Source organism: Streptomyces sp. NPDC014907 (genome assembly GCF_055562975.1).
This window is the reverse complement of record NZ_JBVHEG010000008.1, coordinates 50,922-66,572: the sequence shown is the minus strand read 5'-3', so window position 1 is coordinate 66,572 and position 15,651 is coordinate 50,922. Positions and strand designations below refer to the sequence as shown.

At 74.1% G+C, this 15,651-nt stretch carries 11 protein-coding genes; 4 read left to right on the top strand and 7 right to left on the bottom strand.

The window, feature by feature from the left end; all coding sequences use genetic code 11:
* The first annotated feature begins 169 nt into the window (after positions 1-169).
* Entirely contained in the window at positions 170-1,972 is a 1,803-nt protein-coding gene (locus ACZ3IL_RS21180; RefSeq protein ID WP_467392164.1) for a bifunctional metallophosphatase/5'-nucleotidase, read from the top strand.
* 5 nt (positions 1,973-1,977) lie between these two features.
* On the opposite strand, the gene ACZ3IL_RS21175 is transcribed toward ACZ3IL_RS21180, so the two are convergent.
* The 6 genes from ACZ3IL_RS21175 to ACZ3IL_RS21150 form a co-directional block, all read right to left on the bottom strand.
* The gene (locus ACZ3IL_RS21175; protein WP_467392162.1) at positions 1,978-3,411 is read right to left on the bottom strand and encodes a lysine N(6)-hydroxylase/L-ornithine N(5)-oxygenase family protein; all 1,434 of its coding nucleotides are present in this window, start codon (positions 3,409-3,411) and stop codon (positions 1,978-1,980) included.
* A complete protein-coding gene (locus ACZ3IL_RS21170) occupies positions 3,408-4,793 on the bottom strand; it encodes a pyridoxal phosphate-dependent decarboxylase family protein (protein WP_467392160.1) in 1,386 nt (461 codons plus the stop codon). Before ACZ3IL_RS21170 ends, ACZ3IL_RS21175 begins: the two co-directional genes overlap by 4 nt.
* A gap of 122 nt (positions 4,794-4,915) precedes the next feature.
* Positions 4,916-7,402: an aminopeptidase N gene (gene pepN, locus ACZ3IL_RS21165; RefSeq protein ID WP_467392158.1), complete on the bottom strand. Its 2,487-nt coding sequence runs from the start codon at positions 7,400-7,402 to the stop codon at positions 4,916-4,918.
* A gap of 64 nt (positions 7,403-7,466) precedes the next feature.
* On the bottom strand, positions 7,467-8,453 hold the full coding sequence (locus ACZ3IL_RS21160) for an asparaginase (RefSeq protein WP_467392156.1): 987 nt from the start codon (positions 8,451-8,453) through the stop codon (positions 7,467-7,469).
* A 31-nt stretch (positions 8,454-8,484) separates the two neighbouring features.
* Positions 8,485-8,886, bottom strand: a complete 402-nt coding sequence (locus tag ACZ3IL_RS21155; protein WP_467392154.1) for a chorismate mutase — start codon at positions 8,884-8,886, stop codon at positions 8,485-8,487.
* Between the two features lie 11 nt (positions 8,887-8,897).
* Positions 8,898-9,785 (bottom strand): helix-turn-helix domain-containing protein, encoded by an 888-nt coding sequence (locus tag ACZ3IL_RS21150; protein WP_467392152.1) that lies wholly within the window; start codon positions 9,783-9,785, stop codon positions 8,898-8,900.
* Positions 9,786-9,946: 161 nt separating this feature from the next.
* Here ACZ3IL_RS21150 and ACZ3IL_RS21145 point away from each other — a divergent pair, with 161 nt between their 5' ends.
* Positions 9,947-11,704, top strand: coding sequence for a glycoside hydrolase family 35 protein (locus ACZ3IL_RS21145; RefSeq protein WP_467392150.1), 1,758 nt, complete (start codon positions 9,947-9,949; stop codon positions 11,702-11,704).
* Positions 11,705-11,995: 291 nt separating this feature from the next.
* Here ACZ3IL_RS21145 and ACZ3IL_RS21140 read toward each other — a convergent pair whose 3' ends face one another.
* Entirely contained in the window at positions 11,996-12,763 is a 768-nt protein-coding gene (locus ACZ3IL_RS21140; protein ID WP_467392491.1) for a S1 family peptidase, read from the bottom strand.
* A 177-nt stretch (positions 12,764-12,940) separates the two neighbouring features.
* Between ACZ3IL_RS21140 and ACZ3IL_RS21135 the strand changes: the two genes are divergently transcribed.
* Together ACZ3IL_RS21135 and ACZ3IL_RS21130 are read left to right on the top strand one after the other, a co-directional pair.
* Positions 12,941-13,825: a hypothetical protein gene (locus ACZ3IL_RS21135; RefSeq protein ID WP_467392148.1), complete on the top strand. Its 885-nt coding sequence runs from the start codon at positions 12,941-12,943 to the stop codon at positions 13,823-13,825.
* A 67-nt stretch (positions 13,826-13,892) separates the two neighbouring features.
* Positions 13,893-15,362, top strand: coding sequence for an ankyrin repeat domain-containing protein (locus ACZ3IL_RS21130; RefSeq protein WP_467392146.1), 1,470 nt, complete (start codon positions 13,893-13,895; stop codon positions 15,360-15,362).
* The last annotated feature ends 289 nt before the right edge of the window (positions 15,363-15,651 follow it).

Sequence of the window (15,651 nt, the reverse complement as noted above, 5' to 3'; positions counted from 1 at the left end):
GAGCGGTTTCCGTGCCTTTCGGCCGGTGTCTCCGGCGGGTGGGCGGTCGTCGCGTTCCGGATGCTTTTCCACTCCGTAACCTGCGGGATCTGTTGCGGGAGTGCCCGCCGGGTCAGAATCTACGCGCGTTGTGCACCTGAGACGACGCCTTCGAACCGAGGAGAAGCACATGCCGTTGAACCGCCGGACGTTCCTGGAGGGCTCCGTGGCCGTCGGGGCCGGGGCCGCCCTCACCGCCGGGGCCGCCGCCCCCGCGGAGGCCCGTGGAGACGGGCACCGCCCCAAGCCGGCCAAGCGGTACTCCTTCACCGTGATGGGGACCACCGACCTGCACGGGAACGTCTTCAACTGGGACTACTTCACGGACCGGGAGTTCGACGACAAGGCGCACAACGACGTGGGGCTCGCCAAGATCTCCACCCTGGTCGACCGGGTGCGCGAGGAGAAGGGGCGGGGCAACACCCTTCTGATCGACGCCGGTGACACCATTCAGGGCACCCAGCTGTCGTACTACTACGCCAAGGTCGATCCGATCACCGCGCGCCGGGGTCCGGTCCATCCGATGGCGCAGGCGATGAACGCGATCGGCTACGACGCGGCCGCCCTGGGCAACCACGAGTTCAACTACGGCATTCCGGTGCTGCGGAAGTTCGAGGAGCAGTGCGACTTCCCGCTGCTCGGGGCCAACGCGCTCGACGCGAAGACGCTGCGGCCGGCGTTCGCCCCGTACAGCATGCACCGGCTGCGCACGCCGCACGGCCGGGACGTGCGGGTGGCCGTGCTGGGGCTGACCAATCCGGGCATCGCGATCTGGGACAAGGCGAACGTCGGCGGGAAGATGGTGTTCCCGGGTCTGGAGGAGCAGGCGGCGAAGTGGGTGCCGAAGCTGCGTTCGATGGGTGCGGACGTGGTGGTCGTCTCGGCGCACTCCGGTTCGAGCGGTACGTCCTCGTACGGTGACCAGCTTCCGTACGTGGAGAACGCGGCCGGGCTCGTGGCCGAGCAGGTGCCGGGCATCGACGCGATCCTCGTCGGGCACGCGCACACCGAGATCCCCGAGTACCGGGTGAGGAACAAGGAGACCGGCAAGGACGTGGTGCTGTCCGAGCCGTTGAAGTGGGGGCAGCGGCTCACGCTGTTCGACTTCGACCTGGTGTGGGAGAGGGGTCGCTGGACCGTCGAGAAGGCCGGTGCGCGGGTCCTCAACTCCAACACGGTGGAGGAGGACGGGAAGATCACGGGGCTGCTGGCGGACGAGCACCGGAAGGTGGTCGCGTACGTCAACCAGGTGATCGGGACGTCGACGGCGGCCATGACCACGGCGGACGCGCCGTGGAAGGACGAGCCGATCATCGATCTGATCAACGTGGTGCAGACGGAGACGGTGAGGGCGGCTCTGGCGGGTGGCGCGTACGCGGGGCTGCCGGTGCTGTCGCAGGCTTCCTGTTTCTCGCGCACGGCCCGGATTCCGGCGGGTGAGATCACGATCAAGGACGCGGCGGGGCTGTATCCCTTCGAGAACACGCTGGAGGCGCGTCTGCTGACGGGGGCGCAGCTGAAGGACTACCTGGAGTTCTCGGCGAAGTACTACGTCCTGACTCCGGCGGGCGTTCCGGTGGACACGGCGAAGCTGACGAACGCGGAGGGCACGCCGGATTACAACTACGACGCGGTGTCGGGTCTGACGTACGAGATCGACATCGCGAAGCCGGTGGGTTCGCGGATCGTGGACCTGGCGTTCGAGGGGAGGCCGCTCGACCCGGCGGCGCGGTTCGTCCTGGCGGTGAACAACTACCGGGCGAGCGGTGGCGGGGCGTTTCCGCACGTGGCGGGTGCGCCGCAGGTGTGGGCGGATTCGGACGAGATCCGCAACACGATCATCCAGTGGGTGCGGGCGAGGGGGACGGTCGATCCGGGTCTGTTCGCGTCGGTGGGCTGGAAGCTGACGCGGGAGGGCGTGCCGGTGTTCTGAGGGGTTCAGGTGTGGTGACCGAGGGGCGTCGGCTTCCGGCTCTGGGCCGGGATGTCCGGCGTCCTTCGTTCGTCGAGGCCGAAGGTGGTGAAGGCGGTGCGGCGGGGCAGGGGGTAGGGGTTCTTGCCGGTGAGGGCGTTGAGGATGGTGGCGCTGCGCCAGGCGGCCAGGCCGAGGTCGGGGGCGCCGACGCCGTGGGTGTGGAGTTCGGCGTTCTGGACGTGGACGGAGCCGGTGACGGAGGGGTCGAGGACGAGCCGGTAGTCCTGGTCGATGCGGGGGCGGCCGGCGGAGTCGCGTCGCAGGTGGGGGTCGAGGCCGGCGAGCAGCTGGTCGGTGGGGCGCTGCCGGTAGCCGGTGGCGAGGACGACGGCGTCGGTGGTGAGCCGGGTGCGGGTGGCCTGCTGGACGTGTTCGAGGTGGAGTTCGACGCGGGTGGTGGCGACGCGGCCGGCGGTGCGGACGCGGACGCCGGGGGTGAGGACGGCGTCGGGCCAGCCACCGTGGAGGGTGCGGCGGTAGAGCTCGTCGTGGATGGCGCTGATGGTGTCGGTGTCGATGCCTTTGTGGAGTTGCCACTGGCGGGGCAGGAGGTCGTCGCGCACGGCTTCGGGGAGGTGGTGGAAGTAGCGGGTGTAGTCGGGGGTGAAGTGTTCCAGGCCGAGTTTGGAGTACTCCATGGGGGCGAAGGCCTCGGTGCGGGTGAGCCAGTGGATTCCTTCCGTTCCGGCGGGGCGGGCGCGGAGGAGGTCGAGGAAGACTTCGGCGCCGGACTGTCCTGAGCCGATGACGGTGACGTGGCCGGCGGCGAGGAGGGTGTCGCGGTGGGTGAGGTAGTCGGCGGAGTGGACGACGGGGACGCCGGGGGCTTCGGCGAGGGGGCGGAGGGGTTCGGGGACGTAGGGTTCGGTGCCGATGCCGAGGACGACGTTGCGGGTGCGGGTGCGGCCGAGGGCTTCGGCTTCGCCGTCGGGGCCGAGTTGGGTGTAGTCGACTTCGAAGAGGTGGCGTTCGGGGTTCCAGCGGACCGAGTCGACCTGGTGGCCGAAGTGGAGGCCGGGGACGCGTTCACTGGCCCAGCGGCAGTAGGCGTCGTATTCGGCGCGCTGGATGTGGAACTTCTCGGCGAAGTAGAAGGGGAAGAGGCGTTCGCGGCTCTTGAGGTAGTTGAGGAAGGTCCAGGGGCTGGTGGGGTCGGCGAGGGTGACGAGGTCGGCGAGGAAGGGGACTTGGAGGGTGGCTCCGTCGAGGAGGAGTCCGGGGTGCCAGTGGAAGGCGGGGCGCTGTTCGTAGAAGGCGGTGGCGAGGCCGCCGGGGACGCCGTGGGCGAGGGCGGCGAGGGAGAGGTTGAAGGGGCCGATGCCGATGCCGACGAGGTCGTGGGGGCGGTCGGGGTCGTGGGGCCGGCCGGTGGGCTGCTGGGGGGTGGTGCCGGTCATCGGTGGGTGTCGCCTTCCACGAGGGTGATGAGCTGGTCCAGGTCGTCGGGGGTGGTGTGGGGGTTGAGGAGGGTGGCCTTGAGCCAGAGGCGGCCGTCCGCCCGGGCCCGGCCGAGGACCGCCCGGCCTTCGGTGAGGAGGGTGCGGCGGATCGTGGCGACGGTGGCGTCGTCGGCTCCGCGGGGGCGGAGGAGGACGGTGGTGAGGGTGGGCCGGGCGCGCAGGTCGAGGCCGGGGGCCTTCTCGACCCGGTCGGCGAGGTCCTGGGCGAGGTCCAGGCAGGTGTCGACGAGGGTGCCGAGTCCGGTGCGGCCGAGGGCGCGGAGGGTGACGGCGGTCTTGAGGACGTCGGGGCGGCGGGTGGTGCGCGGGGAACGGCCGAGGAGGTCGGGGAGGCCGGCGTCGGTGTCGTCGTCGGCGTTGAGGTAGTCGGCGGTGTGGGCGAGTGCGGTGAGGTCGGTCGTGTCGCGGACGGCGAGGAGTCCGGCGGCGGCGGGTTGCCAGCCGAGTTTGTGCAGGTCGAGGGTGACGGTGCGGGCCCGGTCGAGGCCGTCGAGGAGCCGGCGGTGGGTGCGGCTGAAGAGGACGGGGCCGCCGTAGGCGGCGTCGACGTGGAGGTCGGCGCCGTGGGCGGCGCAGACGTCGGCGAGTTGGGGCAGGGGGTCGATGAGGCCTTCGTCGGTGGTGCCGGCGGTGGCGGCGACGAGGAGCGGGCCGGTGGTGGCGGTCAGGGCCGTGTGCAGGGCGGTGGGGTCGAGGGTGCCGCGCGGGGTGGGGACGACGACGGGGGCGGGCAGGCCGAGGAGCCAGGCGGCGCGGCGGAAGGAGTGGTGGGCGTTGGCGCCGACGACGGTGCGGAGGGGGCCTCTTCCGGCGTGCCGTTCTCTGGCGAGGAGGAGGGCGAGTTGGTTGGACTCGGTGCCGCCGGTGGTGACGAGGGCGTCGGGGTGGTCGGCGGTGGGGTGGATCTCGGCGGCGAGGGCGGCGGTGACGAGGGTTTCGAGGGCGGAGGCGGCGGGTGCCTGGTCCCAGGAGTCCATGGAGGGGTTGAGGGCGGAGGCGGCCAGGTCGGCGGCGGCGGCGAGGGCGAGGGGCGGGGTGTGGAGGTGGGCGGCGCAGAGGGGGTGGGCGGGGTCGGCGGCGCCGGCGGCGAGGGTGTGGACGAGGGTGTGGAGGGCCTCGTGGGGGCCGGTGCCGGTCTCGGGGAGGACGGTTCCGAGTCGTTCCGTCCGGCGGGTCACCGTTTCCGGTCCTCCGGCGGGCAGGGGTCCGTTCCGTTCCTCGGCTCCGGTGCGCAGGGCGTCGAGGACGGCGGCCAGGAGGGGCCGCAGGGCGTCGGCGCCGGAGGCGCCTCCGGCGAGGGGTGGGGGTGCGGCACGCATGGACGACAGCGTGGCGGGGGGTGCGGGGGTTTGTCCGGCGGGTGGGGGTGGTGTGACCCGAACGGGGGATGCGGGGTGGTGGCCGAGGGGAAGGTCCGTCCCCCTCGGCCGCCGTTTCCGGTTCAGCCGTTCCTGGCGCGCAGGGCCCGGCGGAGGTCGTCGAGCTGGTCGACGAGCCTGCGGTGGAGGGCGGGGATCATGGGGGTGTCGGCCAGGTGGTGTTCGCCGAGGGCCAGGGTTTCGGCGTCGACCGCGTGGGCGGGGAAGGCGTGGCGGCCGGCGGCTTCGGCCATGGCGGGGCCGCGGCGGTTCCCGAGGGCGACGGCGGCTTCGTAGAAGCGGGGGACGTACGCGCTGACGAGGTCGGCCTGTTCGGGTTGCCAGAAGCCCTGGGCGGTGGCGGTGAAGAGGTAGTTGGAGAGGTCGTCGGAGTCGAAGAGCGCGGACCAGGCGGCCGCCTTCGTCTCCGGGTCGGGGAGGGCGGCGCGGCAGCGGGCGGCGCCTTCCCGGCCGGTGGCGCTGGGGTCGCGTTCCAGTTCGGCGGCGATGGCGGTCTCGTCGGTGGCGCCGAGGACGGCGAGCCGGGCGAGGATGCGCCAGCGCAGTTCGGGGTCGAGTTCGGGGCCGCCGTGGACGGTGCCCTCGTCGAGCCAGGTGGCGATCTTGTCGGGGGTGGTGGCGCTGTCGACGAAGGCGCGGACGGCGGTGAGGCGCAGGCCGGGGGCTTCGCCGTCCTCGGTGCGGCGGAGGAGGGCGCGGGCGATCTCGCAGATGGCGGCGAGGGCGGCGGGGCGTTCGGCGGCGGGGACGTACTGGTCGGCGATCTGGGTGCGGGCGAAGGCGAGGACGCCCTGGACGAGGGCGAGTTCGGTCTCCTCGGTGAGGTGGGCGAGGGCGACGGCGAGGTATTCGGCGGGGGCGAGGTCGCCGTCGCGGACCATGTCGCGCAGGGCGTTCCAGACGACGGCGCGGGTGAGGGGGTCGGGGATGCGGGAGAGGCCGCGCAGGGCGGATTCCTGGGAGGCCTCGTCGAAGCGGAGTTTGGTGTAGGTGAGGTCTTCGTCGTTGAGGACGACGAGGGCGGGGCGGGGGCCGGTGAGTCCGGCGGGCGTGTCCTGGGGGACGTCGAGTGCGCGGCGTTCGCGCAGGACGAGGTCGCCGGAGGGGTCGCGGTCGTAGAGGCCGGCGGAGATGCGGTGGGGGCGGGTGCCGTCGTGGTCGACGGTGAGGTTCCAGCGGAGGCCTTCGCCGTCGAGGCGGGGGGTGAGGGTGTCGGCGCCGGTGGTGCGGAGCCACTGCTCGGCCCAGCCGTGGACGTCGCGGTCGGTGGCGGCGGCGAGGTTGTCGATGAAGTCGGCGAGGGTGGCGTTGCCGAACCGGTGGCGTTTGAAGTGGATGTTGATGCCGGCGAGGAAGTCCTTCTCGCCGAGCCAGGTGACGAGCTGGCGGAGGGCGGAGGCGCCCTTGGCGTAGGAGATGCCGTCGAAGTTGAGGAGGGCGGAGGCGGTGTCGGGGACGGCTTCGGGGTCGGGGGCGACGGGGTGGGTGGAGGGGCGCTGGTCGGCTTCGTATCCCCAGGCCTTGCGGGTGACGCCGAAGTCGATCCAGGTGTCGGGGAAGAGGTCGGAGCAGGCTTCGTTGACGGTCTGGTAGCCCATGTACTCGGCGAAGGACTCGTTCAGCCAGATGTCGTCCCACCAGCGCAGGGTGACGAGGTCGCCGAACCACATGTGGGCCATCTCGTGGGCGATGACCATGGCGCGGGTCTGGCGTTCGGTGACGGTGACGGCGGAGCGGAAGACGAATTCGTCGCGGAAGGTGACGAGGCCGGGGTTCTCCATGGCGCCGGCGTTGAATTCGGGGACGAAGGCCTGGTCGTAGGAGTCGAAGGGGTACGGCTCGTCGAACTTCTCGTGGTAGCGGTCGTAGCAGGCCCTGGTGACGGCGAGGATCTCGTCGGCGTCGGCGTCGAGGTGGGGGGCGAGGGAGCGGCGGCAGTGGATGCCGAAGGGGAGGCCGGCGTGTTCGGTGCGGACCGAGTGCCAGGGGCCGGCGGCGACGCAGACGAAGTAGGTGGAGAGGAGGGGGGTGGGGGCGGCCTTCCAGGTGCCGTCGGGCTGTTGTGCGGTGATGCCGTTGGAGAGGACGGTCCAGTGGTCGGGGGCGGTGACGGTGATCTCGAAGACGGCCTTGAGGTCGGGCTGGTCGAAGGCGGCGAAGACGCGCTGGACGTCTTCCATGAAGAGCTGGGTGTAGACGTAGGACTCGCCGTCGGTGGGGTCCGTGAAGCGGTGCATGCCCTCGCCCGTGCGGGAGTAGCGCATGGTGGCGGTGAGGCGCAGTTCGTGTTCGCCCTCGGTGAGGGTGAGGGGGAGCCGGTTGTCGTCGAGGGCGGCGGGGTCGAGGGGGTGTCCGTCGAGGGTGGCGGAGTGGAGGGTGACGGGCTTGAGCTCGACGAAGGTGTCCCCGGCGGCGCGGGCGGTGAATCGGACGGTGCTGGTGGACTCGAAGGTCTCGGCGCCGGTGGTGAGGTCGAGGTCCACGAGGTAGTGGTGGACGTCGAGGAGCTGGGCACGGGTCTGCGCTTCGTCGCGCGTCAGTACGGACATGGGCCCTATGCTGCCCGATGCCCGGGGCGTCGGGCAGGGGTGGCGGGGAGAACCTTGCGGGGGTTCAGAGGGGTCCCGGGCCGTCGAGTCGGGTGAAGGCGGCGGTGATGCGGGGGCGGTCGTAGCCGGCCGGGCCGGTGGCTCCGTCGGAGATCAGGGCGTGGAGCAGGATGCGTGCCTTGGCGGGGTCGAGCGGGCCGGCCGGGATCAGTCCGCGGCGCAGCAGGTCGTGTTCGGAGCCGGGGCCCCGGTAGGTGTGGGTGAGGGTCGTTCCGCCTCCGGTGCGGGAGGCGAGGACGACGGGGACGCGCGCGGCGATCCGGGCGAGGGGTTCGGCGAGGGGGGCGGGGACGTGTCCGGCGCCGAGGGCGGCGACGACGAGGCCCTGGAAGCGGTGGTCGACGGCTTCGAGGAGTTCGCCGCGGTCGCCCAGGGAGAGGGTCACCAGGGCCACCCGCACCTCGGGGTCGAGCGTCAGGGGGCGGGGGGTGGCGGGGGCGGTGGGGCGGAGCAGTATCCGGGGCCGGCCCTCGACGACGGTGCCGAGGGGGCCTGCGCCGGGTGAGGCGAAGGTGGTGACCGAGGTGGTGTGGGTCTTGCGGGCGTGGCGGGCGGCGTGGATCTCGTCGGCGAGGACGACGAGGACGCCGAGGTTCCGGCAGGCGGGGTCGGTGGCGACGGCGAGGGCGGCGGCGAGGTTGGCGGGGCCGTCGGCTCCCGGCAGGTCGGGGCGGCGCATGGCGCCGGTGACGGCGATCGGCCGTTCGGTGGTGCAGAGCAGGTCGAGGAGGAAGGCGGTCTCCTCCAGGGTGTCGGTGCCCTGGACGACGACGGCGCCGGAGCCGGCGGCGACGGTGGCGCGGACCTCGGCGGCGAGGTCCGCGAGGTCGGCGTGGGTGAGGGAGGAGCTGGGGACGCGGCGGAAGTCGCGGAGGGCGGTGTCTTCGGGGGCGCCGAGGGCGGCCAGGACTTCCCGGCCGGTCATGCGGGCCGCGTCTCCGCCGCGTGCGGAGATGGTGCCGCCGAGGGTGAAGACGGTGACGCGGGGCATCAGGGGGCTTCGTTCGTGGTCGCGGTGGGGGTCACCGGGTTCCGTCCGCGATCGTCTCGTGGTGGCGGATGACCTCGGCGATGATGAAGTTGAGGAGCTTCTCCGCGAAGGCGGGGTCCAGTTTCGCGTTCTCGGCGAGTTGCCGCAGCCGGGCGATCTGGCGGGCCTCGCGGGCGGGGTCGGCGGGCGGCAGGTGGTGCTCGGCCTTGAGGACGCCGACCTGCTGGGTGCACTTGAAGCGCTCGGCGAGCATGTGCACGACCGCCGCGTCGATGTTGTCGATGCTCTCGCGCAGCCGGGTCAGTTCGGCGCGTACGGCCTCGTCGGTCCGCGCGGACGGGCCGCCGGGCGCGGCCGTGGTCCCGGCGGTCCGTGCGGTCTCGTCGGCGGGTGCGGTCTCGTCGGTGGCCGGGGCCGGGGTGGAGTCGCTCATGACCTGCGAGCTTAGACGGATCGCGGAAGGATCGTCGGCGGGTGTTCGGAATCCGGAACGCTGGTGCTCCAGCCGCCGGGCACGGACCGTCCCTGCTGTTCGCGGAAGCGGATCGGGGCGGTGCCGACCCGGCGGGTGAAGAGCCGGGAGAAGTAGGCGGCGTCGTCGTAGCCGACGCGCCGGGCGACGGCGGCGACGGGCAGTTCGGTGGCGGCGAGGAGTTCCTTGGCGCGGCCGAGGCGGACGGTGAGCAGGTAGTCCTTGGGGCTGCAGCCGGCGGCGCGGCGGACGGCGGTGCGCAGTTCGGCGGGGGTCATGCCGTGCCGGGCGGCGTGCTCGGCGACGGAGAGGGGCTGGAAGGCGTCGCGGGCGAGGGCGGTGAGGACGGGGTCGCCGTCGGCGTTGGTGTCGGCGCGGGCGCGGCGCAGGGCGACGAGGAGTTCGTGGACGGCTGCGCCGGTCTCCACCTCCAGGAGGGGGTTGCCGGGGCGGGCGGCGCGGGCGATGCGGCCGATGGCGGCGCGGGCGGGGGCGGCGTCGGAGAGGGGGACGACGGGCCGGTCGGGTTCGATGTAGCCGAGTTCGGTGTACGTGGCGGTGGCGGGGCCGGAGAAGTCGACGAAGGCCTCGTCCCAGCCGGTGCCGGGGTCGGCGCCGTAGTGGTGGGGGGTGTGGGGGGTGAGCCAGATGAGGGCCGGTGCGGTGACGGTGGTGCGCCGTCCGTCGGGGCCCCGGTACCAGCCGCCGCCGGCGGAGACGACGACGGCGACGTGGTGGTCGAGGGTGCGGGGTCCGACGGTGGGCAGGGTGCCGTGCTGGAGGCCGACGCCGAGGCAGACGAGGCCCAGGCGGTGGTGGACGGGGCTGGGCGTGAAGTAGCGCATCCAGGTGTGGTACATGCCGGGTGGTTCCTTCCGTGGCCCGTCGGTCCGGCTCCGTTCCGCCGGTGGGCCGTTTCCCTCGGCCCGTCCGGTTCCGATGCGCCGTCCGGGCCTAACGTCCAAACCGCGACGATCTTTGTCCATGGACCGATTCGCCGCCAGGGAGTGAGGGTAAGGCCATGAGCGCGTTCGCTGTGGGTGACGAGGACTTTCTGCTCGACGGGCGGCCGGTGCGGCTGCTCTCGGGGGCGTTGCACTACTTCCGGGTGCACGAGGGGCAGTGGGAGCACCGGCTCGGGATGCTGCGCGCGATGGGGCTCAACTGCGTGGAGACGTACGTCCCGTGGAACCTGTACGCGCCGGAGCCCGGCCGGTACGGGGACGTGGAGGAGCTCGGCCGGTTCCTGGACGCGGTGGGGCGGGCCGGGATGTGGGCGGTCGTGCGTCCCGGCCCGTACATCTGCGCCGAGTGGGAGAACGGCGGTCTGCCGCACTGGCTGACGGGTCCGCTCGGGCGGCGGGTGCGGACCCGGGACCCGGAGTTCCTGGCTCCGGTGGAGTCCTGGTTCCGGCGGCTGCTGCCGCAGGTGGTGGAGCGGCAGATCGACCGGGGCGGGCCGGTGGTCCTGGTGCAGGTGGAGAACGAGTACGGGAGCTACGGCAGCGACCGGAGTTATCTGGAGTGGCTGGCGGGGCTGCTGCGGGAGTGCGGGGTGAGCGTGCCGCTGTTCACCTCGGACGGCCCGGAGGACCACATGCTGACGGGCGGTTCGGTGCCGGGGACGCTCGCGACGGTGAACTTCGGTTCGGGCGCGCGCGAGGGGTTCGGGGTGCTGCGGCGGCACCAGCCGCGCGGGCCGCTGATGTGCATGGAGTTCTGGTGCGGCTGGTTCGACCACTGGGGCACGAAGCACGCGGTGCGGGACGCGGGGGACGCGGCGGCGGCGCTGCGGGAGATCCTGGAGTGCGGTGGTTCGGTCAACGTGTACATGGCGCACGGGGGGACGAACTTCGCGGGCTGGGCGGGGGCGAACCGGGACGGTTTCCTGCACGACGGGCCGTTGCGGCCGACCGTGACCTCGTACGACTACGACGCGCCGGTGGACGAGGCGGGGCGGCCCACGGAGAAGTACTGGCGTTTCCGCGAGGTGTTCGCGGAGTACGCGGAGGGGCCGCTGCCGGAGGTGCCGGAGCCGCCGGCCCGGCTGGCGGGGCCGGTGCGGGGCCGTTTCGACGGGTGGGCCCCGCTCGACGGGGTGCTGGAGGCGCTCGGTGACGCGGAGACGGTGGCGCCCGTGCCGCCGACCTTCGAGGAGCTGGGCGTGGACCGGGGCCTGGTCCGCTACCGGGTGGCGGTGCCGGGGCCCCGGCAGCCGTACCCGCTGGGGGTGACGGGGTTGCGGGACCGGGCGGTGGTGTACGTCGACGGGGTCCTCGCGGGGGTCCTGGACACGGGTGACGGGGAGGACGTGGTGCTGGCGGAGCCGGTGGCGGGTCCGGCGGTCGTGGACCTGTGGGTGGAGTCGCTGGGCCGGGTGAACTACGGGCCCCGGCTCGGGGAGCCGAAGGGGATCACCGGGGGCGTGCGGCACGAGCGGCAGTACCTGCACGGGGTGCGGGCGCGGGGGCTGCGTCTGGACGCCTTCGGGGCGGGGGTCGGCGGGGTGCCGTTCGAGCGGGGCACGGACCACGGCGGCCCGGGGCTGCACCGGGGGACGCTGGAGGTGTCGGGCGCGGGGGACGCGGTGCTGCGGCTGCCGGGGGCGGTCCGGGGCTTCGTGTGGGTGAACGGTTTCTGCCTGGGACGCTACTGGTCGGCCGGTCCGCAGGAGGCGCTGTTCGTGCCGGGCCCGATGCTGCGGGAGGGGACGAACGAGGTGTGGGTCCTGGCCCTCGAGGGCGGGGTGGGGGCGGGGGTCTGGCTGGAACCGGCGTGACCGGGGCCGGTGCCGGGATGCCGTCCCGCGCGCCGGGGCCCGGGGCCGTACACACCCGGGGCTGTACGCGCTCGGGGCCGGTTCCGGGATGCCGCCCCGCGCGCCGGGGCCCGGGGCCGTACGCGCGCCGGGGTCCGGGTCCGCGCCCGCCCGGGTTCCCGCCGTCCGTACGTGCCCGGGTCCCCGCGTGCCCGGGTCCCCGTGTGCGCCGGGCCGGCCCACACCGGCCCGGCGCACGGGAGGGGTGCTCCGGAGCCGGGGGGTTCCGGAGCGCCTGTTCGCGGGGGGCCGCTACAGCGTGGCGGCGGCGGACTTGATCGCGGAGGCGAAGGTCGAGACCTCCGTGTAGACGCCGGGGTAGCCGGCCCGGGCGCAGCCCTCGCCCCAGCTCACGATGCCGACCTGGATCCAGGCCCCGGTGTTGTCCTTGCGGAACATGGGGCCGCCGGAGTCGCCCTGGCAGGTGTCGGTGCCGCCCTGGCTGTAGCCGGCGCAGATCTCCTCGGCGGGGACGAGGTCGCTGCCGTAGGAGGCCTGGCAGGAGGCGTCGGAGACGAACGGGACGGTCGCCTTGAGGAGGTAGCGCTGCTGCGCCCCGCCCTCGCGGGCGGCGCCCCAGCCGGCGATGGTGAAGGTGCCGGAGTTGTAGGCGGTGGTCTCGGCGATCTTCAGGTTGGGCAGCGAGGTGATCGGGCTCGCGAGCTTGATCAGGGCCCAGTCCTTGCCCTTGCCGTCGTAGCCGGGGGCCTGGAGGACCTTGGTGGACCTGACCTTGATGGCGCTGCTGCTCTGGAGGTCCACGACTCCGGCGGTGGCGGTGATGCCGGTGTTGTTGCCGGAGCCGCTGACGCAGTGGGCGGCGGTGAGGACGATCTGCGGGCTGATCAGCGAGCCGCCGCAGCCCATGGAGAGCCTGACCATCCAGGGGAACTCGCCCTGGGCGGCGCGGGTGCCGCCGACGACGGGGGTGGGGGCGGCGGAGGCGGTGGTGGGCTGGAGGCTGACGGCGGCGAGGACGACGGCGCCGGCCGCGGCGAGCTTCTGGAGCGTGCGGACCATTCTGTTCTGCTTCACGTGTCTGCCTTCTCTCGTGGGGGGTCGACCCTGACGGCTCATGACATGCGCCCGTCAAGGCGTGGTCCGCATTATGAACAGCGGTCAACTGACGTCACAAGGAAGCCTTTTCGGCCAGTCCCGATGAGGGGACCGTACAGTGGACGGGAGGGGAGAACCGGCATGCCGCACCGTCACGAGGCCGACCGTGTCGCCCACGGCTTCCCGCACCGGGCCGTGATCGGGGCCTCGCTCACCGCGCTCTACCGCCGCCTCTCCCCCGACGGCGTGCACCGCTACCCGGTGAGCGTCCCGGCCTCCGACGTGGCCCTCGACGCCGGCGAGGACCTGCACCTGGGCACCCGGCGGGTGGCCCGTGCCCTCGTCCGGCACCTGCGGCTCCCCGAGGCCCGCGTCGTGGCCTCCTTCCGGCCGATGGAGCACGCCGGCGCCGTCGAACTGACGGCCGGGCCCGAGTACTCCGTGGAGATACACGACCGCTTCCGGACCCGCCGCGGGGACGTCGGCGCGGTCCTCGCCCACGAGATCACCCACGTGCTGCTGCACCGGCTCCGGCTCCGCTTCCCCTCCACCGCCGAGAACGAGATCCTCACCGACGTGACCGCCGCCTACCTGGGCGCGGGATGGCTGCTGCTCGACGCCTACCGCGAGGACGGCGTCGAGTTCCAGAAGCTCGGCTACCTCACCCCGGAGGAGTTCGGCTACGTCCTGGCCAAGCGGGCCGAGGTGTTCGGCGAGGACCCGTCGCCGTGGTTCACCAGCGCGGTGGCGTACGAGGCGTGGCTGCGGGGCCGGGCCGAGGCCGCCCGGGAGCGGACGGCGCCGCCGCTCGCCGGGGCGGGCTGGGCCGAGCGCCGCCGGTACGGCCGGGAACGGCGCCGGGGCCGGGCCGGCGAGGGCGCCCCGTACGCCTTCGACGGCGGGGCCCCGGCGGCCGGCGTCTCCTTCCGCTGCCCCGTCTGCCGGCAGCGCCTGCGGGTCCCGGCCGGCCGCGCGCTGCGGGCCCGGTGCGGAGCGTGCGGCACGGTCCTGGACTGCGCGGCCTGAACCCGGCGCCGCGCGCGGGCCACCCTCCGATTTGCGCCATGTGCCGACGGAGGGTCAGGGTCGGCCCATGAGCACGTTGTTCGACGCGATCCGGGCCGGGGACGAGGACGGGGCCGTACGGGCCCTGCGGGAGGGGGCCGACCCCGAGGAACGGGAGGACGGGGAGAGCGCCCTGTACCGGGCGGCCGTCGGGGGCGAGACCGGGATCGTGCGCGTGCTGCTCGCCGCCGGGGCGGACCCCGGCCGGTACAGCGGGGAGGAGGACGGCGACCTGCCGCTGGGCGGCGCGGCCTGCGGCGGGCACACCGGGACGGTGCGGGCACTGCTCGCGGCGGGCGCGGAGGCGGACCAGGAGGAGGGGTACGGCTTCACGGCCCTCGCCTGGGCCCTGCGGCTCGGATACGCCGACACCGCGCGGCTCCTCCTGGAGCACGGAGCCGACCCCGACCGGCGCGGTCCCGACGGCCTCCCCCCGCTCCCGGCCGCCGCCCGGCGCGGCTCCACCGGCTGCGTGCGGGCGCTCCTCGACCACGGGGCCGGGTTCAGGGAGGCCGCGCTGCGGGAGGCACGGCGGTGGATCGGCGCCGACATCGCGGCCGAACTGCGGCGCGGGCTCGTCGCGGGGAACGAGGGCGGGCAGACGTACGAGGCGGTCGTCCGCCGGGTCCGGGAGGACGGCGGGATCACGGTCGTCGTGGAACTGCTGCGGGAGGACGGCGCTCCCGGGCGCGGCGACGACCGCCAGACCGGCCACGCGGCGATCGCCACGCTCCTGGAGGCCTCGCTCGGCCTGCGCGCCACCGCCGAGGAGCTGGCCGCGCGAGCACTGCGCGGCGGCGACCCCGAACTCGACGACTGGACGACGGCCGTGGCCGAACTGGCGGGCCGGGCCGACGAGGAGACCTTCGTGGCGGCGGCCGGCTGGTGCGCCTACCGCGATCCGCTGCGGCAGGCGCTCGGCGCGCGGGTCCTGGGCGCCCTGCCGGGGTTCGCGCCGAGTGCCCTGCCGGTCCTCCGGCGCCTGGCGGCGGAACCGGCGGGCCCGGGCCGGGAACCCGTCCTCTCGGTGGTGACGGCGCTCGGGGAGTGCGCGGACCCCGCGGCCGTGCCCGATCTGCTCGCGGCCGCCGGGCACCCCGACGCGGCGGTGCGGCGGGCCGTCGCGAGCGCCCTCGCCGGGATCGTGCCGGCCGGGCACGTCGAGGCCCTGGGGGTGCTGCTCGCGCTGAGCCGGGACGGCGACGCCCGGGTGCGGGACTGGGCCACGCTCGCCCTCGCCGAACTGCCCGACGACACCCCGCTCGTGCGGGAGGGGCTGGCGGAACGGCTCGCCGATCCCGACCCTGAGACGGTGGCGGAGGCGGCGCGCGGGCTCGCGATCCGCCAGGACCCGCGCGCCGTCGACGCGCTCGCGTCGATCCTCGCGGACGGGGAGGCGGACGGCGCGCCGCGCGAGACGGCGCTCGCCGCCCTCGAACACGTCCGGGACCCCCGGGTCAGGACCCGCCTGGAGTGGACGACCCCGCGCCGCGGCTGACGGGGCTGACGGGCGGGGCCGGGCGCACGGGCCGGGCGGCGGAGAGCGTACGGGCCGGGCGGGGGAATCCGTACGACGGGGAGCGGGCCGCGCGAGGGGCCCGTACGGCGGGGAACGACGCCGGGGAACGGACGCCGAGGGCCGCGTGAGGGGCCCGGGAACGGGTCGCGGGAACGGGTCGCGGGAACGGGTCGCGGGAACGGGTCGCGGGAACGGGTCGCGGGGGGGGGCGGGGGGCCCCGCCCCCCCCCCCCGGGGGCCCCCGGCCCCGGGCCCCCCGCTCCCCCCC

What these genes read in the sequence shown, in the direction of transcription:
- ACZ3IL_RS21180 (WP_467392164.1), top strand. Translation starts at nt 170, where the DNA reads ATGCCGTTGAACCGCCGGACGTTCCTGGAGGGCTCCGTGGCCGTCGGG.
- ACZ3IL_RS21175 (WP_467392162.1), bottom strand. Translation starts at nt 3,411, where the DNA reads ATGACCGGCACCACCCCCCAGCAGCCCACCGGCCGGCCCCACGACCCC.
- ACZ3IL_RS21170 (WP_467392160.1), bottom strand. Translation starts at nt 4,793, where the DNA reads ATGCGTGCCGCACCCCCACCCCTCGCCGGAGGCGCCTCCGGCGCCGAC.
- pepN (WP_467392158.1), bottom strand. Translation starts at nt 7,402, where the DNA reads ATGTCCGTACTGACGCGCGACGAAGCGCAGACCCGTGCCCAGCTCCTC.
- ACZ3IL_RS21160 (WP_467392156.1), bottom strand. Translation starts at nt 8,453, where the DNA reads ATGCCCCGCGTCACCGTCTTCACCCTCGGCGGCACCATCTCCGCACGC.
- ACZ3IL_RS21155 (WP_467392154.1), bottom strand. Translation starts at nt 8,886, where the DNA reads ATGAGCGACTCCACCCCGGCCCCGGCCACCGACGAGACCGCACCCGCC.
- ACZ3IL_RS21150 (WP_467392152.1), bottom strand. Translation starts at nt 9,785, where the DNA reads ATGTACCACACCTGGATGCGCTACTTCACGCCCAGCCCCGTCCACCAC.
- ACZ3IL_RS21145 (WP_467392150.1), top strand. Translation starts at nt 9,947, where the DNA reads ATGAGCGCGTTCGCTGTGGGTGACGAGGACTTTCTGCTCGACGGGCGG.
- ACZ3IL_RS21140 (WP_467392491.1), bottom strand. Translation starts at nt 12,763, where the DNA reads ATGGTCCGCACGCTCCAGAAGCTCGCCGCGGCCGGCGCCGTCGTCCTC.
- ACZ3IL_RS21135 (WP_467392148.1), top strand. Translation starts at nt 12,941, where the DNA reads ATGCCGCACCGTCACGAGGCCGACCGTGTCGCCCACGGCTTCCCGCAC.
- ACZ3IL_RS21130 (WP_467392146.1), top strand. Translation starts at nt 13,893, where the DNA reads ATGAGCACGTTGTTCGACGCGATCCGGGCCGGGGACGAGGACGGGGCC.